Annotated in this window: 18 protein-coding genes; 6 read left to right on the forward strand and 12 right to left on the reverse strand. The window is 57.4% G+C overall.

From position 1 onward, the window contains the following. Window positions 1-404: 404 nt before the first annotated feature. The 5 genes from efeO (FEZ21_RS14515) to FEZ21_RS14535 all read right to left on the reverse strand — a co-directional run bounded on the left by efeO (FEZ21_RS14515) (window position 405) and on the right by FEZ21_RS14535 (window position 5,873). A complete protein-coding gene (efeO, locus tag FEZ21_RS14515) occupies window positions 405-1,229 on the reverse strand; it encodes an iron uptake system protein EfeO (protein WP_160627589.1) in 825 nt (274 codons plus the stop codon). Between the two features lie 32 nt (window positions 1,230-1,261). Next, complete coding sequence (efeB, locus tag FEZ21_RS14520) at window positions 1,262-2,581, reverse strand: iron uptake transporter deferrochelatase/peroxidase subunit (RefSeq protein ID WP_160627591.1); 1,320 nt, start codon at window positions 2,579-2,581, stop codon at window positions 1,262-1,264. A gap of 26 nt (window positions 2,582-2,607) precedes the next feature. Further along, window positions 2,608-3,792, reverse strand: coding sequence for an iron uptake system protein EfeO (gene efeO / locus FEZ21_RS14525; protein WP_160627593.1), 1,185 nt, complete (start codon window positions 3,790-3,792; stop codon window positions 2,608-2,610). 8 nt (window positions 3,793-3,800) lie between these two features. Continuing rightward, window positions 3,801-4,643, reverse strand: a complete 843-nt coding sequence (gene efeU, locus FEZ21_RS14530; RefSeq protein WP_160627595.1) for an iron uptake transporter permease EfeU — start codon at window positions 4,641-4,643, stop codon at window positions 3,801-3,803. Between the two features lie 231 nt (window positions 4,644-4,874). Then, window positions 4,875-5,873, reverse strand: a complete 999-nt coding sequence (locus FEZ21_RS14535) for a DNA-binding protein (protein ID WP_160627597.1) — start codon at window positions 5,871-5,873, stop codon at window positions 4,875-4,877. A gap of 178 nt (window positions 5,874-6,051) precedes the next feature. On the opposite strand from FEZ21_RS14535, the gene FEZ21_RS14540 reads away from it, so the two are divergent. The 3 genes from FEZ21_RS14540 (at window position 6,052) to ahpF (ending at window position 9,403) form a co-directional block, all read left to right on the forward strand. Beyond that, complete coding sequence (locus FEZ21_RS14540; protein WP_003445420.1) at window positions 6,052-6,990, forward strand: site-specific integrase; 939 nt, start codon at window positions 6,052-6,054, stop codon at window positions 6,988-6,990. A 167-nt stretch (window positions 6,991-7,157) separates the two neighbouring features. Further along, window positions 7,158-7,721, forward strand: coding sequence for an alkyl hydroperoxide reductase subunit C (ahpC, locus tag FEZ21_RS14545; RefSeq protein WP_003445433.1), 564 nt, complete (start codon window positions 7,158-7,160; stop codon window positions 7,719-7,721). Window positions 7,722-7,849: 128 nt separating this feature from the next. Continuing rightward, window positions 7,850-9,403, forward strand: a complete 1,554-nt coding sequence (ahpF, locus tag FEZ21_RS14550) for an alkyl hydroperoxide reductase subunit F (RefSeq protein WP_003445435.1) — start codon at window positions 7,850-7,852, stop codon at window positions 9,401-9,403. Between the two features lie 53 nt (window positions 9,404-9,456). Here ahpF and gloA read toward each other — a convergent pair whose 3' ends face one another. The 3 genes from gloA to FEZ21_RS14565 all read right to left on the reverse strand — a co-directional run bounded on the left by gloA (window position 9,457) and on the right by FEZ21_RS14565 (window position 12,565). Continuing rightward, entirely contained in the window at window positions 9,457-9,978 is a 522-nt protein-coding gene (gene gloA, locus FEZ21_RS14555) for a lactoylglutathione lyase (protein ID WP_003445437.1), read from the reverse strand. Between the two features lie 425 nt (window positions 9,979-10,403). Beyond that, a complete protein-coding gene (locus tag FEZ21_RS14560; protein WP_003445439.1) occupies window positions 10,404-10,763 on the reverse strand; it encodes a histone-like nucleoid-structuring protein, MvaT/MvaU family in 360 nt (119 codons plus the stop codon). A 251-nt stretch (window positions 10,764-11,014) separates the two neighbouring features. Continuing rightward, entirely contained in the window at window positions 11,015-12,565 is a 1,551-nt protein-coding gene (locus tag FEZ21_RS14565) for an EAL domain-containing protein (protein ID WP_003445441.1), read from the reverse strand. Between the two features lie 298 nt (window positions 12,566-12,863). Between FEZ21_RS14565 and hppD the strand changes: the two genes are divergently transcribed. Continuing rightward, a complete protein-coding gene (hppD, locus tag FEZ21_RS14570) occupies window positions 12,864-13,940 on the forward strand; it encodes a 4-hydroxyphenylpyruvate dioxygenase (RefSeq protein ID WP_003445442.1) in 1,077 nt (358 codons plus the stop codon). Between the two features lie 102 nt (window positions 13,941-14,042). Here hppD and FEZ21_RS14575 read toward each other — a convergent pair whose 3' ends face one another. Genes FEZ21_RS14575 through FEZ21_RS14585 form a run of 3 tightly spaced genes read right to left on the reverse strand, consistent with a single transcriptional unit; the run spans window position 14,043 to window position 18,996 of the window. Continuing rightward, window positions 14,043-14,681: a DUF1345 domain-containing protein gene (locus FEZ21_RS14575; RefSeq protein WP_003445443.1), complete on the reverse strand. Its 639-nt coding sequence runs from the start codon at window positions 14,679-14,681 to the stop codon at window positions 14,043-14,045. A 56-nt stretch (window positions 14,682-14,737) separates the two neighbouring features. After that, window positions 14,738-17,839 carry an efflux RND transporter permease subunit gene (locus tag FEZ21_RS14580; RefSeq protein WP_003445445.1) on the reverse strand — a complete coding sequence of 1,034 codons (3,102 nt, stop codon included), beginning with the start codon at window positions 17,837-17,839 and terminating at the stop codon, window positions 14,738-14,740. Window positions 17,840-17,841: 2 nt separating this feature from the next. Further along, complete coding sequence (locus FEZ21_RS14585) at window positions 17,842-18,996, reverse strand: efflux RND transporter periplasmic adaptor subunit (RefSeq protein WP_003445446.1); 1,155 nt, start codon at window positions 18,994-18,996, stop codon at window positions 17,842-17,844. A 178-nt stretch (window positions 18,997-19,174) separates the two neighbouring features. Between FEZ21_RS14585 and FEZ21_RS14590 the strand changes: the two genes are divergently transcribed. Then, window positions 19,175-19,876, forward strand: coding sequence for a response regulator transcription factor (locus FEZ21_RS14590; RefSeq protein ID WP_003445448.1), 702 nt, complete (start codon window positions 19,175-19,177; stop codon window positions 19,874-19,876). Between the two features lie 4 nt (window positions 19,877-19,880). Further along, window positions 19,881-21,176, forward strand: coding sequence for an ATP-binding protein (locus FEZ21_RS14595; RefSeq protein WP_160627599.1), 1,296 nt, complete (start codon window positions 19,881-19,883; stop codon window positions 21,174-21,176). 6 nt (window positions 21,177-21,182) lie between these two features. On the opposite strand, the gene rarD is transcribed toward FEZ21_RS14595, so the two are convergent. After that, window positions 21,183-22,064, reverse strand: coding sequence for an EamA family transporter RarD (rarD, locus tag FEZ21_RS14600; protein ID WP_003445453.1), 882 nt, complete (start codon window positions 22,062-22,064; stop codon window positions 21,183-21,185). Between the last annotated feature and the right edge of the window lie 226 nt (window positions 22,065-22,290).

A 22,290-nucleotide genomic window follows, 5' to 3' on the forward strand; every position in this document is an offset into this window, starting at 1 on the left:
CTTGCGCGCAGGCCAAGGCTCGCGTGCACGTGGAGTAAAGACTATTACGTCTAAAGGTAAAGTCATCGGACTACGATATCTGCATGATTTTGTTGCAGACTTTTGCGTACTTCCGTCGCAGGAATGAGCATACGTTAAACGCAGAGTTGTGAAAAACCTATGAAAGTTCGATCAAGGTCCCATGCTTTTAAGGGCTAGACAGCTGTTATTCAGGAAAGCATTTCTCGCGTCCAAACATCCAGCGTTTAGAGGCTTTTCAGTAACGCATTATCTTTTAGCGCTTGTTGCGCTAATAAAACAGTGATGCAGGTCGGGATAGGGCACATATAAATATTCAGTAATTAATGCGCCAACCTGCGGGCATGTGATGCGAGTCACATCGGTTGGCGCATTCAAACAGGCTATTAGTTCAGGCCGAGCTTGCCACGCAAGGTCGACAAGTCTTCGGCCAGGGTGTTGACGGGGCCAATCAACGCCTTGCGGTCGTTGTCCTTGACCTTGTCATAGGTTTCAAAGCCGCCGTCCTGGGTACGGTATTTGGCCAGAATCCTGTCAACAGTGGCGAAGTTCTTGTCCACCTTGGCTGCAAACGCCTGGTCGCTCTGCTGGATCTGGCTGCGAAACAGGTCGAAGATTTTTTTCGCGCCGTCAACGTTCCCCTGGAAGTCGTACAGATCGGTGTGGCTGTAGCGGTCTTCTTCGCCGGAAATCTTGGTAGCAGCCACTTCTTCCATCAGCGAAGCGGCGCCACCGACAACTTTCTCAGGCGGGAACGTCAGCCCGGCGACACGCTTTTGCAGGTCCTGGACGTCTTTGTTCAGCCCGTCTGCCAGTTCATTCAGACCCTGGGTGCTGTTCTCGGAAAACAGGCTGTATTCGATGCGGTGAAAACCGGTGAAGTCCGGGGCTTTTACCCCTTGTTCATGATCGTCGACCCGGGAGTCGATCGACGCGTCCAGGTCGCTGAACAGTTCGGCAATAGGCTCAATGGACTCGTAATGGACGCGAGTCGGAGCGTAGAGCTTTTTGGCTGCGGCCAAATCACCCTTTTTTACCGCATCGGTAAATTGCTGCGTATTGTCGGCCAGTAGATCCAGCTGCTCGGTGACGTAAATCTTGTAGTCCGAGACCGGGCCCACCAGATCCAGCGGTGCAGTCGCTGCCAGGGCCGAGAGCGGGGTATGGAGCAAGCCAAGTGTGATGAGCAGTGCGAATGGCGTCTTCTTCATGGGGCTTTTCCGGTTGGGTTCAGATGATTGGGTCAGGCGTTGGCAACAGGTGCGGCGGCATTGAGCAAGGAACGCCCAACGAAATCCTGTTCGTCGCGCACCCCGGGCAGCGTGAAGAAGTAACCGCCGCCGACCGGCTTGAGGTATTCCTCCAGGGGTTCGCCATTGAGTCTGGTTTGCACCGCGATAAAGCCTTGTTCCAGATCGCTCTGGTAGCAGATGAACAGCAGTCCCATGTCCAGCTGGCCGTTTTTGTTAACCCCGTTGGAGTAGTTGAACGGTCGACGCAGTATCAGGTTGTTGCGGGTTTTTGCCGTGCGCGGGTTGGCCAGGCGGATGTGTGCATCAAGCCTGGTCACTTTGCCATCGGGATCGTTGCTGTAGTCCGGGACATCGGTTTCATGGGCGCCATCCATGGGGGCGCCACTGGCTTTGTTGCGACCGAAAATACTTTGCTGCTCTTGCAGCGGTGTGCGGTCCCAGCGCTCCACGAAGTTGCGGATGATGCGTACCGCCTGGTAACTGCCGTTGACCGCCCAGTGCGGTTCGTCAGTTTCGGGCCCGACCCAGACAATGCTGTTCATCAGGCTGTTGTCGGTGGAGTCCGGGTTGGCCGAGCCATCGCGAAAGCCCAGAAAGTTGCGCGCGCTTTGCGCCGGCTCGCCGGGCTTGGTCGGCGCTTGTGGCGGCACTGTACCTTCCTGCTTCCAGCGCACCAGCAACAAATCCGGCAGGTTTTTCACAATGTCGCGCAGGGCGTGAATATTGGTGTCCGCAGTGTTGGCGCAAAACTGCAGGCTCAGATCGCCATGGCACTGTGCAGGCTCGAGCGCATCGTTGGGGAAACCTTGCATGCGGCTCAAGCGCTTGGGCTTGGCGGTCGCCAGGCCAAAGCGCTCATCGAACAGCGACGCCCCCACCGAGACCGTCACCGTCAGGTTGTCCGGTGTCACCTGCGGGCCGAGAATCCCTGAGTCAGGAGGCGGCAGTCTTGGGTCGGCCTGAGGGGCCGGGCCGCCCTTGACCAGGAACGCAATGCGTTGATTGAGGGTGCGAAACAGGCGTTCCAGGTCTTGCCGGTCGCTGGCCAGCACATCAAAAGCCACCAGCATGCCCGCTGCGGGGCGCGGGGTGAGAATACCGTTTTGATGCTGGCCGTAATAATCATGCCGGTCCCGGGTTTTATCGCTGCTCGGGGCCTGGGTCACCTGAACGTTTTGCCCGCCACTGGCGGCCATGGCCGGGCAGCTCAAAGCGCCGCCTGCCAGTGCCGCCCCGGCGACTCCCATGCCCAGCAGCACACGACGGCGCTGCAGATTGAATGGATCAAGACTGTTTTCTGAGTCGCTCATGTGCATCTCGTCTGCAATTACAGGCCTCAAAGGCCAAGGGCGGGATCGATTCCATCGAGTGCATCGGCCAGAGCCTTGGCCTTGTTACTGATAGCTTGACGCCGCAGGTCGCTCACGGTGTCGTAAGTGATGTAACCCTGGGGTGTTTTGAGGCTGTTGATCTCAGCCTCGAGCGCGGTACTGGCAGTATCGATACGCTGCAGGAGCTCGGCATTGTTCTTGGCCAGTAAAGGACGCAACAGATCAACGACCTTGCGTGTGGTCTGCAGGTTGGCGGCAAAACCACTGAGGTCGATATGACTGTAACGCTCTTCTTCGCCGCTACCGGCGCGGGTATCGGCCAGGTTATGCAGGGTCCGGGCGACAATGCTGACTAATTGCCCGGGAGGCAGTGACTGGGCCAGCAACTGCTGCTTGAGCAACACCGCATTGGCATGCAGTTGCTGGGCAAAGACACCCAGGCCCTGGGTGCTGCTCTGGGAAAACAGCCCGTACTCGATGCGGTGGAAGCCGCCGAAGCCGGGGTCCTGTTCACGTTTTTCGAAGTAGTCCGCGCGGGCGTTGATGGCGTTGTCCAGTTCGGCCAGGCGTTGCGCTGCCGGGGCCAGTCGCTGATAAGCCTCGCGGGCGGGCAGGTAAAGCGCCCGGGCCTGTGCGAGGTCGCCCGTGGCAATGGCTTGCGACAAGGCATCCACCGCCGTGATCAAAGCGTTGCCCTGGCTGTTCAGATAGACCCGGAACTCAGACAGCGGACCGATAAATGCCACCAGGGACGGTCGCGCTTTGGCGCTGGCTTGGGATTGGGCTGTAGGCGTGACGTGCAAGGTGCCGCGCGGGTTGCTGAGCAAGCCGCAGGTGATGGCGTAATCCCCGGGTGCCAGTGTGGCATTGATCACCTGACTAAGGCCGGGAGCGATGTTTTCACGCTCCTCGACCACCAGTACGCCATCCAGAATTTCCCACTCCACAGCCCGCTCGGAGGCGTTGACGATGCGAAAGCTATTGAAGCCTGCGGGTACCGACAGCGAGTCGGGCTCGCAACTGTGGGGGTGAATGGTCACGGTGATTTCAGAGCTGTGAGCCTTGCGTTTGGCCGCAGCCAGCTGCGAGGCGTAATAGAACAAAGCGCCGGCCGCGATCATCACGATCACCGAGCCGGCCACCGCCCAGCGCATGGCGCGAGGGGGTGTACCGCTTGCAGGGGTAGGCATGCAGGACCTTATGGGTTTGTCACTGAAGAAGCGGGGGCGTTTTTGGGGCTGGCGGCAGGGCGAAAGAACATCGCCAGCGTCAGCAGCAGGTAAATCACATAGGCGCCTAGCACGCTCACTGTGGGCGCATCCTGATACCCGAACATGCCGGCCAGCACAGAACCTGCCGGTCCATCCATTGGCAGTGCGGCACTGATATCAAACACCACGCCTTGCAGGTGGTTCCACAAGCCGGCTTCGTGCAGGGCCTGTACCGAGTTGGCCAGAATGCCTGCGGCAACCAGCAGAATGAACAGTCCGGTCCAGCGGAAGAACAGGCCCAGATTCAAGCGCATGCTGCCGCTATAAATGGCGAAACCGACGAAAATGGCGAGGACCAGACCGAGCAGGGCGCCCAGCGGTGCTGCGGGGCCTTCGCTCTGCTGAAACACGGCGAGCAGAAAGAACACGGTTTCGAGTCCTTCGCGGGCAACTGCAAAGAACACCATGGCAATCAGTGCCGTGACTTGATGTTTTGACCCCGCGAGGGCGTGATCCAGGGAGGTGTGAAGAGAGTGCTTGATGGAGCGCGCCACTTTGCGCATCCAGAACACCATCGAACTGAGAATGCCGACGGCGATCAGACCGACAATGCCTTCGAAGAGCTCCTGCTGTTTCTGCGGGAACTCTGCACTCATCAGCTCCAGGCCGCCGCCCACCAGCAGGGACAGAGCGACAGCAAGGAAGACTCCGGTCCACACGGCGGGCATCCACTGTCCGCGCCCCGTTTGTTTGAGGTAACTGGCAATGATGCCGACTATAAGAGCGGCCTCGATTCCTTCGCGCAGCATGATCAGAAATGGAACCAGCATGGGATGAGTACCGCGTCACGAATTGGCCAGGGTGGCAATTTGTAACATTTTGATACTCATTTACAAACAGGAATCGATTGCATTTGCTGAACGCTAGCTGAACAAAGACTTGACCCGGGTAATCGCTGGCGAGGCCCAAGGCCGCGAAGGCCTTGTGCACGGCTCTCGGACGTCGCGCACGGTCCTTCGCACCTTATCGCAGCCTCGTTCCTCGTCAGCGAGTACGGGCTTCTAGTCGGCTGTTTGTTCGGGTGTGTCGTCTTTCTGCGCTTTCAGGCTTTCAAGTGCTGCTTCGGCTTTTAGTGCCCGCAGGGTCAATGCCGTGCCGGCTTCCTGCGCCTTGCTTTGCGCTTGTTGCAAGACTTCGCTGTCCTCAAGTGCAACCCGCAAGCGTTCCTGGAGCAGGGTGCGCTCGTTTTCCAGCTTAGTTAACTGGCTGCTGAGCTGGCCATTGAGGTTGCTCAATTTGTGTTGCTGGTCGTTGGACTGATTCAGTTCCTTGCCCAGTGCGCGGCTTTCGCTCAATACGCGCTCGTTGTCGCGATGCAGCTGGGTGATCTCATCCTGGCGTACCAGTGCACTTTGTTGTGCCTGGCGCAGTTCCATCTGAATCTGCTGAACCTGTCCTTCGTGGCGGCGCTGATCCTGCTCGCGCTGCTCTTTGACGGCGCTGCGGTAGTGCTCAAGTGCTTCGCGGGCATGCAGGTGTTTGTCTTCCAGCGAGCGAATTTGCTCGTCGCGGTCTTTGAGGCGCAGCTCAAAGTCGCTGCAAGCCTGATTCAGCGCAGCGTTGCGGGTTTGCTCGGTCTGCAGCATGGAGCGTGTGGACTCAAGATTTGCCGTTTCCTGGCTCAGTGCATTGCCCTGGATCTCAAGTTGCTGCTGGAGCCGGGTTTGCGTCTGTTGTGCCTGGTCGAGCTGCTCTTGCAGCGTTGCCTGGAGTTGTTCGTAGTGTGCCCGGGCCCGATCGATCGGCTCCTGGGCTTGCTCTTGCAGGCGCTGGGCGAGGCGGGCGACCAGCTCCGCCAGCTCGTCCCCGAGCTGTTCCTGTGGCGCGCCCCGGCGTGAGTCGATCTCCTCCAGCTCTTTCAGATAGCGGTGGATAGTGGTTTTCGACCCGGTATTTCCCATCTCGATACGTACTGCATCAATGCTCGGGTGTTCGCCACGGGCCAGGATTGCCGTGCGTGCAATTTGCACCACCGCCTTGTTTACGCCGCCACGGGCCATGGTCTTCTCCTACGATTATGTACTGTGGTATGTATCATGTAATTACATACTATATTATCGATTAAATTTTGTCTTTATTTAAGATTCAAGAGGCGGGATATACTGGTATTATCCCGTGTTAGAGCCTTGGAACTGCTTTTAAGGCCCGTTTTCAGTACGCCAATCAAGAGAACTGCCCATGAGCGAGCTGGATCGCTACTTAAACGCCGCGACCCGCGATAACACCCGCCGCAGTTATCGGGCAGCCATCGAACACTTCGAAGTCACCTGGGGCGGGTTCCTGCCTGCCACCAGTGACAGCGTGGCCCGCTACCTGGTGGCTCACGCCGGCCAGCTCTCAATCAACACGCTCAAGTTGCGCCTGTCGGCCATTGCCCAGTGGCATAACAGCCAGGGGTTTGCCGATCCGACCAAGGCGCCGGTGGTGCGCAAAGTGTTCAAGGGCATCAGGGCCTTGCACCCGGTACAGGAGAAGCAGGCTGAGCCGTTGCAATTGCAGCACCTGGAGCAGGTGGTCGACTGGCTCGAAAGTGAGGCTCGGGCGGCGCAAGCCAATGCCGATCAGCCTGCACTGCTGCGAGCACGACGGGATGCGGCCCTGATTCTGCTGGGTTTCTGGCGCGGGTTTCGCAGTGACGAGCTGTGCCGCTTGCAGATCGAGCATGTGCAAGCGGTGCCAGGTTCCGGTATCACCCTGTACCTGCCGCGCAGCAAAAGTGACCGCGACAATCTGGGCAAGACCTTTCAGACCCCGGCCTTGCTGCGGTTATGCCCGGTGCGGGCCTACATTGAGTGGCTCAATACCTCGGCGCTGGTCCGCGGCCCGGTGTTTCGTGGCATAGACCGCTGGGGCAACCTGGGGGAGGAGGGGTTGCACGCCAACAGCGTAATTGCGCTGCTGCGCCAGGCCCTGGAACGCGCGGGTATTGCTGCAGAGCAATACACCAGCCACTCGCTGCGTCGCGGTTTTGCAACATGGGCCCATCAAAGTGGCTGGGATTTGAAGTCGCTGATGAATTACGTCGGCTGGAAGGACGTAAAGTCCGCCATGCGCTATGTTGAAGCGACCCCGTTTACGGGGATGAGCATTACCGCGCAAAAAGTTATCGATGTCTGACGAGGGTTGAAATGGCGCAAGGTGGCCCCTATTTGGTTTTCTACTATCTATAGGCTCACCTGATAGCTAAAACCAATCGTCAGCATCAGCTTTGCCAATGAGCCAGATACGAAATGAGTTGTTAGGATTCACCCCATCAACTTTTCAACCCTGACGGAGAGACAACGATGCCTATCATCAACAGCCATGTAAAACCGTTCAAAGCTACTGCATACAAAAACGGCAGCTTCGTGGAAGTGTCGGACGCTGACCTGAAAGGCAAGTGGTCTGTCGTTTTCTTCTACCCGGCCGACTTCACTTTTGTTTGCCCGACCGAACTGGAAGACCTGGCTGACAACTACGAAGAGTTCAAAAAACTCGGCGTGGAAATCTACAGCGTGTCCACTGACACCCACTTTGCTCACGCTGCCTGGCACAACACTTCGCCAGCCATCGGCAAAATCCAGTACACCATGATCGGCGACCCTACGCTGACCATCTCCCGCAACTTCGACGTACTGATCGAAGAAGCAGGCCTGGCTGACCGCGGTACTTTCGTGATCAACCCTGAAGGTCAGATCAAAATCGTCGAGCTGAACGATGGCGGCGTTGGTCGTGACGCTTCCGAGCTGCTGCGCAAAATCAAGGCAGCCCAGTACGTTGCTGCTCACCCGGGTGAAGTTTGCCCGGCCAAATGGAAAGAAGGTGAATCCACCCTCGCTCCATCGCTCGACCTGGTCGGCAAGATCTAAGCCTGTGAGCCAGCCAAGGGCGGTGACCCGCACCTGAGTTGCACGCAGCATCGCCCTCAAAACGCCCGGGCGACATTCGCTCGGGCGTTTTTTTTACACAGTATTAAAGGTCAAAGGAGATCGCCCGTATGTTGGACGCCAATCTAAAAGCACAGTTGAAGTCATACCTGGAGCGGGTTACCCAGCCGATCGAGATCGTTGCTTCCCTCGACGACGGTGCGAAATCCCGTGAAATGCATGACTTGTTGAAAGAAATCGCCAGCCTTTCCAGCATGATTACCTTGCTGGACAACGGTACCGATGCACGCAAGCCTTCGTTTTCGTTGAACCGCCCGGGCGGCGATATCAGCCTGCGTTTCGCAGGCATCCCAATGGGCCACGAATTTACTTCGCTGGTGCTGGCCTTGCTGCAAGTCGGCGGCCACCCATCGAAAGCCAGTCCTGAAGTGATTGAACAGATCCGCGCCCTCAAGGGCGAGTTCAACTTCGAGACTTATTTCTCGCTGTCATGCCAGAACTGTCCGGATGTGGTGCAGGCGCTGAACCTGATGGCTGTATTGAACCCGAACATTCGCCACGTGGCGATTGACGGCGCGCTGTTCCAGGACGAAGTCACCGAACGTCAGGTGATGGCAGTTCCCAGTGTTTACTTGAACGGCGTGAACTTCGGCCAGGGCCGTATGGGTCTGGAAGAAATTCTCGGCAAGCTGGACACCGGCGCCATCGAGCGTCAGGCCGAAAAAATCAGCGCCAAAGAGGCGTTTGATGTGCTGGTCATAGGCGGTGGTCCGGCCGGCGCAGCGGCTGCCATTTATGCGGCACGTAAAGGCATTCGTACCGGCGTCGCCGCTGAACGCTTTGGCGGCCAGGTGCTGGATACCATGGCCATCGAGAACTTTATCTCGGTGCAGGAAACTGAAGGGCCAAAACTGGCCACCGCCCTTGAAGAACACGTCAAGCAATACGACGTCGACATCATGAACCTGCAGCGTGCCGACAAGCTGCTCCCGGGCAAGGCGGGCGAGTTGCATGAGGTGAAATTTGCCAGTGGTGCCTCGCTGAAAGCCAAGACCGTGATTCTGGCAACCGGTGCCCGCTGGAGAGAGATGAATGTACCCGGCGAGCAGGAATACCGCAGCCGTGGCGTCGCTTACTGCCCGCACTGTGACGGCCCGCTGTTCAAAGGCAAGCGCGTTGCAGTTATCGGCGGTGGCAACTCGGGTGTTGAAGCGGCAATCGACCTGGCGGGTATCGTTTCTCACGTCACCCTGCTTGAGTTCGATACCAAACTGCGGGCCGATGCGGTGTTGCAGCGCAAGCTCAACAGCTTGCCGAACGTAACCGTGATTACCAATGCCCTGACCACCGAAGTCACAGGCGACGGTCAGAAGGTCAATGGTCTGCGTTACAAGGATCGGGCCACAGACGAGTTGCACCACGTCGAGCTGGAAGGGATTTTTGTCCAGATCGGCTTGCTGCCGAACACTGACTGGCTTAAAGGTACGATCGAGCTTTCACCTCGCGGCGAGATCGTGGTTGATGCCCGTGGTGAAACCAGCATCCCCGGCATCTTTGCCGCCGGCGACGTCACTACCGTGCCATACAAGCAGATCGTGATTGCGGTGGGCGAGGGCGCCAAAGCTTCGCTGAGTGCTTTTGATCACCTGATCCGCTCCGAATAACCGGCTGAAACAAAAAAACCCATGAGCGATCATGGGTTTTTTTTGCATCCGGTTTACATCGGTTGCGGCTGGATAATCTCGACCCAGTAGCCGTCCGGGTCTTTGATAAATGCCAGCGACTTCATGCGCCCGTCAGTCAGGCGCTTCTGGAAGTCCACACCCAGCGCCTCGAAGCGTTCGCAGGCGGCAACGATGTCCGGCACCGAGATGCAAATGTGGCCAAAGCCGCGCGGGTCAGTGTTGCCGTTGTGGTAGACAACGCTGTCGTCGGTTTCCGAACCGTGGTTGTGGGTCAGTTCCAGAATGCCGGGAATCGACTTCATCCACAGGGTACGGGCGGCATCGTCAGCCGGGATCTGTGCCTTATCAACCAGCGCCAGGAAATACAGGCTGAATTCGGCTTCCGGGAAGTCGCGCTTTTCAACCAGCGAGAAGCCCAGCACCCGGGTATAGAAATCCAGGGACTTATGGATGTCCTTGACGCGGAGCATGGTGTGGTTGAAGACAAAATTCTGGGTAGCGCTGTCTGGTTCGCCAGTGACGCCAGGGATGTTGTTCAGGTCTTGCAGGCTCATGAACCCTCCGAAAGTGATACGTGGTGATCGGTCGCTACGGTGAGCGTGATGGGCGAATGATACGGAATCCGGTGGCTTGCGCCAAACCCGTTTTCAGCCGGGGCAGGCATCAGCACGGCGGGTCTTGGCAAATTCCGGGCAAAAAGAAGCCCGCCGAAGCGGGCATGGGGCGCTAGTCCTTTAGCAGCCCCCATCCTGTGACCATTGGTGTGAAAAATCTGTGAAAGGACCTGTTATTTGAAGACTGTCTGTCCGCCCCGGAGCTTTCATGGCTGCCATGCCTGGTAAAGCTGCGGTCGGCGCCAGAGATGGGCACGGGACTGTCTTGAATTATTGACTTGTATCATTCCGTACATCTGGCTCCCGTGATATTGCCGCCCAATAAAAAGCCCTGCATGGGCAGGGCTTTTTATTGGGCGCAGACTTTAATGACGCAACCATGAATCCACGGTGCTGGCACCGTATTGTTCTTTCCATGCCTTCAAGCCATGGTGGTTGCCGCCTTTAGTTTCGATAAGTTCACCGGTATGCGGGTTTTGATAAACCTTGAGTACGCGGGCCTTGCGTTGTTTGGGGGCGGCACCGGACCTGGGTGCAACCGTGCCGGGGTCAAGAATGGCAATAATGTCCCGAAGGTTCTTGCCATAGAACTTCATCAAGTCTTTGAGTTTTTGCTCGAACTCAATTTCTCTTTTAAGTCCGGCGTTATTTTTCAATGCTTCGAGCTGGGCAATCTGCTCTTTAAGTGCTTTCTCAGCAGCGCGAAATTCAGCGAGTCTGGACAAAGTCATTACTCCATTCACTGGTCCGGCCTTGGAGAGCCGGAGTGTTTTAATGATGATTGAAGTGCATGGGGCAGGGGCCGGGTCCAGTACCTTGAACACCTGAACACCGTCCATGACCTTTTTAAATAACGTGACAACCTTTAAACAATCGAAAAAATTGTAGTTGTTAATTGTCACACTGCCAAGCCATGAACCCGCACAATTAACAAAAGACTTTGCCCCGAAGGGGGCAGGTTCATAGAGGCAAGTATTTATTGCGTCGGTGCAGGGCGCGCCACTAAAGATTTGATGAAGTCAGGGGCGGGCAAGGGGCGGGCGAACAGATAACCTTGTAAAAACACCACCCCTTTAGACGCCAGATAGTCGCTTTGTTCTTGTGTTTCAATCCCTTCGGCGACTATTCCCAGGTCCAGTTTTGCACTGAGCTCGATAATACTGTCGAGAATGTGTCTGGACAGGGCGTCCACGCCGATCATTGCGACAAAACTTTGATCGATTTTCAAGTAATCAATGTTGAACTCATGCAAGTAACTCAGGCTCGAATGGCCGGTGCCAAAATCATCAAGGGCAATCATCACGCCCAGGCTATGGAGTGCCGAGAATAATTGATGGGTGATTGCAGTGGGCACAATCAACTCGCGTTCGGTCAGTTCCAGAACCAGGGTGATTTGCCCTGCCGGGAAAGCGTCCAGGAACTCGCGGCAATCATCAATTAGTTCAAGGTTTTGACAATGGCTGGCCGCGATATTGAAGCCTATATGGAAGCCGGGCTCCATGCTGGAGGCGTGGGGCGCCAGTAGCCGGGCAGTTTGCTGCATCAGCGAGCGGGTCATTGGCACTATCAGGCTCGAGTGTTCGGCAAACGGAATAAACAAGTCAGGACGTACCAGTCCTTCTCTGGGATGCTGCCAGCGCATCAACACTTCGGCTCCGGCCCATTGCTTAGTATCGCTGCGTACGACCGGCTGGAAGTAAGGAATAAACTCTGCCGCGTCCAGACCCCGCTGCAATTCATGGGTGGGTGAAGATGAGCGCTTATTTAACCAGTGCACCGTTAAAGCAGACACCAGCCCCAAAAATACAAACAAGCCCATCAGTCCGGTGTATCGCGCCCATACAAAACGCCCGACCGTTCCGGGGCCGAATCCCGCAACAACCTGGTAGGGGTACTGGGTGGAGGCGACACTGACTTGTGCCACCGGAAAAGGCTCGGCCGGAGCGTCACGCACCTGGCCATACTTATCGATCGAATCACTGCCCACTTGAATCAGTAATTGCGTGTACTGATTGATCAAGCCCAAAACATTGACCAGATGTGCGCCATACAGGCTGACCAGCACCCCTGCTTTGCCTTCCTCGCGCCTGTAGACCAGCAACGGGTCGTTGGGCGTTACCGGATTGCCGGCCATCAGCTTGAGCTCGCCTTTGGCATATTCATCCGGGTTTACGATTTCTTTGAAGGGGCCGAACAGGGAGGTGCAATAAATCAGGTTGTCCCACACCATGTTCACCGCGCGCACGAAAGGCCGGCGCGTCACCTGGTCACGCAACGCCAGCTCCACCTGGGCGCAATCGCGCCCCGCCATCGGCAGCATCACATCGGCTGCCTGTGCGGCATTGTCGAGCATCAAGTCAAACTGGCGAATGGCTTCTTGCGCGGTGTGGGTGGCCTCAAACTCCAGGGCTCGATTGGCCTGCCAAAAAATAATACACATGCCGAGTACCACGGGCAGCAATCCACTGAGCAGAACCAACGCATAGCGATCAGTCCATTTGCGGGTCGACTTCAGCGTTAATGGCATTGCATATCCTGGGCTAGGGGTAAAGGCTGATTAAAGACAGCTGGTTAACATGATGTAAGACAAACCGGATTACGCCATGTAGAATCGGCTTACGCATACAAGAATAATGACTTCTGCCAGCAGAAGCCCCTCCGCGTAAGAGATGGGTCGAAATGAAGATATTCGGGTTCCAATTGATCTACGGCGATTTCCTGGCTCGCAGTGTACGCGGGATCTCGTGCGCGCCTCCCGTCAGCCTCAGCATTCTTAGCAAATAACCTTCTGTTAATTCTAAAAATGACCATGATGAGGCGCCAAAATGGCCGATCTATACGAAAACCCAATGGGCCTGATGGGCTTTGAATTCATCGAATTCGCGTCCCCGGTACCCAACACCCTCGAACCCATTTTTCAAATTATGGGCTTCACCAAGGTGGCCAGCCACCGTTCCAAAGACGTGCACCTGTATCGCCAGGGCGAGATCAATCTGATCCTCAACAATGAGCCCCATAGCGTAGCTTCTTATTTTGCCGCAGAGCACGGTCCTTCGGTGTGCGGTATGGCCTTCCGCGTGCGCAATGCGCAACAGGCATTTTCCCGGGCGCTGGAACTGGGTGCGCAACCCATCGAAATTCCCACCGGCCCCATGGAGCTGAACCTGCCGGCAATCAAGGGTATCGGTGGCGCGCCACTGTACTTGATTGATCGCTACGGCGAAGGCAGCTCGATCTACGACATCGATTTCGTGTTCATTGAAGGTGTTGATCGTCATCCGGTGGGAGCCGGCCTGAAAATCATCGACCACCTGACCCACAACGTTTATCGCGGGCGCATGGCCTATTGGGCCAACTTCTACGAGAAGCTGTTCAATTTCCGTGAAATCCGCTACTTCGATATCAAGGGTGAATACACCGGCCTGACCTCCAAGGCAATGACCGCACCGGACGGCATGATCCGCATTCCTTTGAATGAAGAATCATCCAAAGGCGCAGGGCAGATCGAAGAGTTCCTGATGCAGTTCAACGGTGAAGGCATCCAGCATGTGGCCTTCCTGTGTGACGACCTGATCAAGACCTGGGACGCACTGAAGGGCATAGGCATGCGCTTCATGACCGCGCCGCCCGACACCTACTATGAAATGCTCGAAGGCCGTCTGCCTGATCACGGCGAACCGGTAGATCAGCTGCAGTCGCGGGGCATTTTGCTGGATGGCTCTTCCGAGCCGGGTGACAAGCGCTTGTTGCTGCAAATCTTCTCGGAAACCCTGATGGGGCCGGTGTTCTTCGAGTTCATCCAGCGCAAGGGTGATGACGGATTCGGCGAAGGCAACTTCAAGGCGTTGTTTGAATCCATCGAACGCGACCAGGTGCGCCGTGGCGTGTTGAGCACCGATTAAACATCAATCCTGTAGGGGCTGGCTTGCCAGCGATGGCAGTCTGCGGTTCACCAGTAACACCGCATGGACTGCATCGCAGGCCGGCTCCAACAGTTCGGTTACTTAAAACAATCCCGCCGCAATATTGATCGAGAAGCCCAGTACCGCAGTGTTGAACAAAAAGCCTAACAGCGAATGCACCAGCACGGCTTTGCGCATCTCACGGGTAGCGATGCACACGTCGGACGTCTGTACCGCAACGCTGAGGGTGAAAGAGAAGTACAGAAAATCCCAGTAATCCGGGTTCAGCTCCCCCTCCGGAAAACGCAAGGCCGGCTCCGGCCCCTCATTGTTATAAAACAGCCGCGCATAGTGCAGGCTGAAAATCACCCCGATCATCAGCCACGACCCCACCACCGTCAGCCCGGTAAACCCGTAGTGCATCAGTTGCTCGGATTGATCGAGTTTGCTGTTGCCTGACAGCTCGAGGGTGATGGCCGCCAGACTGGCAATGGCGGCGATGCAAACGGTGAACAACACCATGCTGGCATTTTCATCTTCGACTTCGGCGGTGCTTTTCACGTCGCTGGCTGCGGAGCGAATCACCAGCCACAGGGTCAATCCCAGATACAACCAGACACAGACATTCCAGCCCAGCAAGAACTTGGTCGTCAGGGTTGCAGCGGGAGCAAAGATGCCGACCGCGACCCCAAGCAAGGTGGCAACGGTCAGGCGAGGATGAGTGCGGGCAAGGTGCGACATCGACAAGACAATCCCTGTTACTAATTGATGCAGCACCTTACCACGGGCAGAACCTGTTACAGCTGGCGCGGCTTGCTTCTCACCAGTTTCATCACCACCACAAAGAACACCGGTACAAACACCACGGCCAGGGTGGCGACGATCATGCCGCCAATTACCCCGGTACCGATGGCCTGTTGACTGGCCGAACTGGCCCCGGTGGCAATCGCCAGAGGCACCACCCCGAGAACGAAGGCCAGTGAGGTCATCACAATCGGCCGCAAGCGCAGGCGTGCGGCTTGCACCGTGGCATCTACCAGATCATGCCCTTCGTCATACAGGGTCTTGGCAAACTCGATGATCAGAATGGCGTTTTTCGCCGACAGGCCAATGATGGTGATCAAGCCAACCTTGAAGAACACATCATTGGGCATCCCGCGCAACGTCACGGCCAATACGGCCCCGAGCACACCCAGGGGTACGACCAGCAAGACCGCAGTCGGAATCGACCAGCTTTCATACAAGGCGGCCAGACACAGGAACACGAACAGCAACGACAAGCCCAGCAAAATCGGGGCCTGGGCTCCGGACAGTTTTTCCTGCAGGGACAAACCGGTCCACTCCAGGCCCAGCCCGGCAGGCAACTGATCCACCAGACGCTGAACCTCGATCATTGCCTCGCCGGTACTGCGCCCGGGGGCTGACTCACCGGAAATACTGATGGCCGGGTAGCCGTTATAGCGCGTCAGTTGCGCCGGCCCCTGAATCCAGCGGGCTTCGACAAAGGCCGAGAGCGGCACCATTTTCCCCAGGTTGTTGCGCACATTGATCTTCAGCAAGTCTTCAACCTGACTGCGCTGATCACCCTCTGCCTGCACCACAACCCGCTGCATGCGCCCCTGGTTCGGGAAATCATTGACGTAGGCCGAGCCCACGGCCGTCGACAGTACGTCGCCAATGTCAGCGAACGAGACCCCCAGGGCATTGGCGCGTTTGCGGTCGACTTCAAGTTGCACTTGCGGGCTTTCAGCCAGCGCGCTTTCGCGCACGTTGGCCAGTACCGGACTCTTCTCGGCCAGAGCCAGAAATTCGCTACGGGCCTGCATCAGTGCGTCATAGCCGACGCTGCCACGGTCCTGCAGGCGGAACTCAAAACCGCTGGAGGTCCCCAGACCACTGACTGGCGGCGGCAGGATAGCGAAGGCTATTGCATCCTTGAGTTCGCCAAACACGGCGTTGGCCCGTTCGGCGATGGCCGAAGCCGAGTCCTTGGCGCCGCGTTCAGACCAGTCTTCAAGGGTGGTAAAGGCCAGGGCCGCGTTCTGTCCGTTACCGGAAAAGCTGAAGCCCAGAATCATCGTGGTGTTGCCTATGCCGGGCTCGCTGGCGTTGTGCGCCTCGATCTGCTCGGCCACCTTGATTGTGCGGTTCTGGCTGGCACCCGGCGGCAACTGGATATCAGTGATGATGTAGCCCTGGTCTTCAACCGGCAAAAACGAGGAGGGCAGGCGGGCAAAAAGCACCACCAGCACCACCAGCAGCGCGCCGTACAGCAACAGATAGCGGCCACTGCGCTTGATCAGGTGCACAACCCAGTGCTCGTATCCCTGTGACAGGTGTTCGAACTTGCGGTTGAACCAGCCAAAGAACCCGCCCTTGGCATGGTGCTCGCCCTTGGCGATCGGCTTGAGCAGGGTCGCGCACAGGGCCGGGGTCAGTGACAGGGCCAAAAATGCCGAGAACAGAATCGAAGTGGCCATCGACACCGAGAACTGCTGGTAAATGATGCCCACCGAGCCCGGCATGAACGCCATGGGGATAAACACCGCCACCAGCACCAGGGTGATGCCGATAATGGCACCGCTGATCTGGGTCATGGCCTTGCGGGTGGCGTCGCGCGGCGACAGCCCCTCGCTGACCATGATTCGCTCGACGTTTTCCACCACGACAATCGCATCGTCCACCAGAATGCCGATGGCCAGCACCATGCCGAACATGGTCAGCACGTTGATCGAGAACCCCATCACCAGCATGGTGGCAAAGGTGCCCATCAAGGCCACCGGCACCACCAGGGTCGGGATCAGGGTGTAGCGCATGTTCTGCAGGAACAGATACATCACCGCAAACACCAGGATCATGGCCTCGACCAGGGTGTAGATCACTTTGGTGATCGAGACCTTGACGAAGGGTGTGGTGTCATAGGGGATGGAGTATTCAACGCCTGCCGGGAAATAGCGACTCAGTTCATCCATCTTGGCGCGGATCAGGTTACCGGTACTCAAGGCGTTGGCCTCGGGCGCCAGTTTCACGCTGAAAGCACTGGCCGACTTGCCGTTGAGGCGGGTGCCGTATTGATACTCCTGGCTACCGATCTCGACCCGTGCAACATCGCCAATACGCACGGTAGAGCCGTCCGGATTGGCGCGCAGGACAATATCGGCAAACTCCTGCGGGCTTGACAGCTGACCCTTGACCAGCACCGTGGCAGTGATTTCCTGGGTCTTGCTGCCTGGCAAGTCGCCGATGCTGCCGGCGGCAACCTGGGCATTCTGACTGGCAATGGCATTGTTCACGTCAGTGGTCGTGAGGTTGAAACCGATCAGCTTCTGCGGGTTGATCCAGATCCGCATCGCCCGTTCGGCGCCATATAGCTGGGCCTTGCCGACACCCTCCACGCGCTTGATTTCGTTCATCACGTTGCGCGCCAGATAATCGCTGAGCGCAACTTCGTCGAGGTTGCTGTCCTTGCTGGCTGTCAGGGTTACCAGCATCAGGAAGCCCGAGGAAATCTTCTCCACCTGCAAGCCTTGTTGAATCACTGCCTGGGGCAGGCGCGACTCAACGGTCTTGAGACGGTTCTGGACATCGACCTGCGCCATCTCCGGATCGGTACCGGGCTTGAACGTCGCGGTGATACTGGCGCTGCCCAGGCTGCTCTGGGATTCGAAATACAGCAGGCCGTCAGTACCGTTGAGCTCCTGCTCGATCAGGCTGACCACGCTTTCGTCCAGGGTTTGTGCCGATGCGCCGGGGTACACCGCATAGACCTCAACCTGTGGCGGGGCGACCACCGGGTATTTGGCAACCGGCAATTGCGGAATGGCCAAAGCCCCGGCTAGCACGATAAACAACGCAACGACCCAGGCAAAGACCGGGCGGTCGATAAAGAACTGCGGCATGCTCACTGATCCGTGGAGTGTGCGAGAGGGAGTTTCGGATCGTCGATCTGCACTTGCTCACCCGCACGGGCATGCTGCAAACCTTCAATCACAATACGGTCACCTGCCTTGAGGCCGGCATTGACGATCCAGCGATCGTTCTGAACGCTGCCCAGTTGTACCGGCTGCTGTTTGACGCGGTTATCCGCATCCAGCAACAACACTTGGGCAACCCCGGCACTGTCTCGCAAAATCGCCCGCTGGGGCACGCTGATGGCTTCTTTGTTGACCGCCTGCTCCAGGCGCACACGGACAAAGCTGCCGGGCAGCAAATCGTAATCCGGATTCGGGAACTCGCTGCGCAAAATGATCTGTCCGGTACTTGGATCAACACTCACGTCGGTGAACAGCAACTTGCCGGGCAGCGGATAAAGGCTGCCGTTATCACGGATCAGCGTGGCCCGGGCCTGGTTCTTGCCCACCTGCTGCAACTCGCCGGCGCGGAATGACTCGCGCAGATTGTCGAGGTCGCGGGTGGACTGAGTAAGGTCGACATGGATCGGGTTCAGTTGCTGAATACGGGCCAGCGGGGTGACTTCGCCCTGGCCCACCAGGGCGCCTTCAGTCACCAGTGCCCGGCCAATGCGCCCGGAGATCGGCGCCGTAACAGTGGCATACCCCAGGTTCAACTGGGCGCGGCGCACGGCGGCCTGATTGGCAGCCACATCGGCATCGGCCTGCTGGGCCTGGGCCCGGGCATTGTCATAGTCCTGACGACTGATGGCGTTACTTTCAACCAGCTCGCTGTAACGCTGATCCTGAAGTTTGGCCTGCATGGCAAGTGCTCTGGATTTGCTCAGGGCTGCCTGGGCGCTGTCCAGATCTGCCTTGAACGGAGCGGGATCAATCAGGAACAGCACCTCACCCTGTTTGACTTCACTGCCTTCGGTATACATCCGCTTCAATACCACTCCGGCGACCCGGGCACTGACTTGCGCCACGCGCGGGGCAACCACCCGGCCACTGAGTTCGTTATTGATCGACAGGGGCGCGGTGGCAATGACTTCGGTGCGAACTTTGGCCAAAGGAGCCTTGGTCTCGGCGACCGGGCTTTTATCACAGGCACTGAGGGTCAGAGCCAGTGCCGAGAGGCAGAGGGGGGCGAAGAGCTTTTTCAACGATCGTGCCTTCTTATATATGCGGGATATTTCTGTAAGTGCTCCTGCATGCTAAGGGCAGCACGCAAGGGGCGTTGTGAAGCTGTGTAGGTGGTATGTGAAAAAGTGTGAAGGTTGTGCGCCTATCCATGTGAGGTTGTATATCCTTCGGGTTTTCCCCTGGTTGTAAGCATTTATTATGCCCACTATTTTGCTGGTCGAAGACGACGCTGCCCTCTCGGAGCTGATTGCCAGCTATCTGGAGCGCAACGGTTACCAGGTCAGCGTGATTGCCCGAGGCGATCAAGTCCGTGAGCGCGCAAAAAGCAATCCACCTGATCTGGTTATTCTTGACCTGATGTTACCGGGTCTTGATGGCCTGCAAGTCTGCCGTTTGTTGCGAGCCGACTCGGCAAGTTTGCCGATCCTGATGTTGACAGCGCGCGACGATAGCCATGATCAGGTGCTGGGGCTAGAGATGGGCGCCGACGATTATGTGACAAAACCTTGCGACCCCCGTGTGCTGCTGGCCCGGGTTCGTACTTTGTTGCGTCGCAGCAGCCTGGTCGAACCCCACGTGGCCAGTGACCGGATCATTATCGGCAACCTCTGCATCGACCTGTCGGAACGTACCGTGACCTGGCGCGAACAGGGCATTGAATTGTCCAGCGGCGAATACAACCTGCTGGTGGTACTGGCCCGGCATGCCGGAGAAGTGTTGAGTCGCGATCAAATCCTCCAGCGTTTGCGCGGTATCGAGTTCAATGGCACCGACCGCTCGGTGGACGTGGCCATCTCCAAGTTGCGGCGCAAGTTCGACGACTGCGCCGGCGAAGCGCGCAAGATCAAGACCGTATGGGGCAAGGGCTACCTGTTCAGCCGCTCCGAGTGGGAATGTTGAGCCCATGTTCAAGCTCCTGCTTCGTTTGTATCTGGTAACGACGGTTACCTTTGCTGCTGCCATCTATGCCGTGCCTGAACTGGTGGTGACGCTGTTCCATGAGCGTTTCGTCAGCTACAACGCCGATATGTCGCGGGGCATGCAGACCCTGCTGGTCAAACAGTTTCAGCAACTCCCCGTCGGGCAGTGGCCGGACCTTGCCCGGGATCTGGACGCCCAGTTCAAACCCATACGCGTCAACTTGCTGCCCATCAACGACCCCAAGTTCACCCCCAAGGAGCAACACCAGCTGCAGCAAGGGCAGGGCGTGATACGCATCGGCGACTGGGGCTGGCGCACCCTGGTGGTCTCGCCACTGAACCGGGAGCAGGCCATCGAGTGGGTGATGCCCCCTGATCCGCTGGAAATGAATCTGTTGTACTGGGGTATCAATGTCTTGATCGGCGCTGCCTTGCTCGGCGGCTTGCTGCTCTGGATGCGTCCGCACTGGCGCGACCTGGAGCGTCTGAAACACACCGCGGCGCGCATTGGCCAGGGACAGTTGAGCGAGCGCACGCAAATTTCACCGCGTTCAAACATTTATGCCCTGGCCACGGTGTTTGACACCATGGCCCAGGACGTTGAAAGCCTGCTCAATCAGCAGCGCGACCTGCTGAACGCAGTTTCCCATGAGTTGCGTACACCCCTGACGCGACTGGACTTCGGTCTGGCCCTGGTACTGTGCGACGACCTGCCCGAGGCCAGCCGCGAACGCCTGCAATTACTGGTCGGACACATTCGTGAACTGGATGAGCTGGTACTGGAGCTGTTGTCTTTCAGTCGCCTGCAGAATCCCCGGCTGGCACCGGAGCGGGTCGAGGTATCGCTGGACGAATTTATCGACAGCATCCTCGGCAGTTTTGATGAAGAACTGGAGACCCCCGACATAGTGCTGGATGTGCGCCTGCACGGGACTCAACAGCGCTTTGCCCTTGACCCGCGCCTCACGGCCCGGGCCCTGCAAAACCTGTTGCGCAATGCCATGCGCTACTGTGATCGCCGAATTCAGGTGGGCGTAAACGTAACGCCACAGGGCTGCGAACTATGGGTCGACGACGATGGCATCGGCATACCGGAGCCCGAACGCGAACGGATTTTCGAGCCGTTCTATCGTCTGGACCGCAGTCGGGATCGGGCAACGGGAGGTTTTGGTCTGGGGCTGGCAATCAGTCGACGCGCCCTGGAAGCCCAGGGCGGCAGTTTGAGCGTGGAGCAATCACCCTTGGGTGGTGCCCGCTTCAAATTATGGTTGCCCAGTTAGCGCGGCTCAGATAGAGCGGCGCTGGCGGCTCACATGCTTGAGGCCTTCGATGATCAGCACCACCACCGCGAGCCAGATCGGACCATAGGTCAGCCACTGACCCTCTTCAAGACTGTCACCCAGCAACAGGGCCACGGCTACCAGTAGCACCGGCTCGACATAGCTGAGCAGGCCAAACAGGCTGAACGGCAACAGGCGACTGGCCAGAATGTAAGCAAAGCCTGCGGCGGCACTGATAATCCCCATCAGCGGCACCAGTGCATACAGGGCCTCGCGCTGGGCGCCCAGATCTACATGGGGGCCTGCCATCACGAACCATAGCGAAACCGGGACCATCAACAGCATGTCCAGCCACAGACCGCCGAGGTTGTCGATACCGATTTTTTTGCGCAGTACGAAGTACATCGGGTAACCGATGGCGACCACCAGGGTCGTCCAGGAGAAACCGCCGGTGCGGTACAACTCGTTGGCAACGCCGATAACAGCCAGGGCCGTGGCTATTTTCTGCAGGTGCGACAGGTGTTCACCGTAGACGATGCGACCGGTGAGGATCATCGTCAGGGGCAGCAGGAAATATCCCAGTGACACATCCAGACCGTGCCCGTTCAGCGGCCCCCACATGAACATCCACAGCTGTAGGCCGACCAGGAAGCTGGTGAGCAATACGCAAGGAATCAGTAGAGGTTTATCGCTTAAGCGCTTGAAAATGATGGGAACCCATTTCCAGTCGCCGGAGAGGCAGATAAAGAGTGTCATGAATGGCAGCGATATGAGTATTCGCCAGCCGAAGATTTCCTGACCATCAAGGGGCCAAAGAAGAGAAGTGAAGTAGTACAGGACGCCGAACAAGCAGGAAGCCAAAATCGATAGAAAAATGCCTTTAGACACAACAACCTCAATGGATCTACAACGTTACTCGTTTGAGTGGGAACATAGCTTGAGGCTGTTCAGGGTCGTTGGCAAATGTCTTTTAAACCAACTACTTGGGACTGATTCTTGTTGAGTGCGCTCAAGAGACAAAACGCCAAGCAAATACTGGGCCAAAGTCGTTTTAAACGAGCGTTCGTGTTTCTGAAAAAAAAGATAAACGGTCTGCCGCCACCGGGCAGTTGCT

Source organism: Pseudomonas sp. 9.1(2019) (genome assembly GCF_009910445.1).
Classification (GTDB): domain Bacteria; phylum Pseudomonadota; class Gammaproteobacteria; order Pseudomonadales; family Pseudomonadaceae; genus Aquipseudomonas; species Aquipseudomonas paraversuta.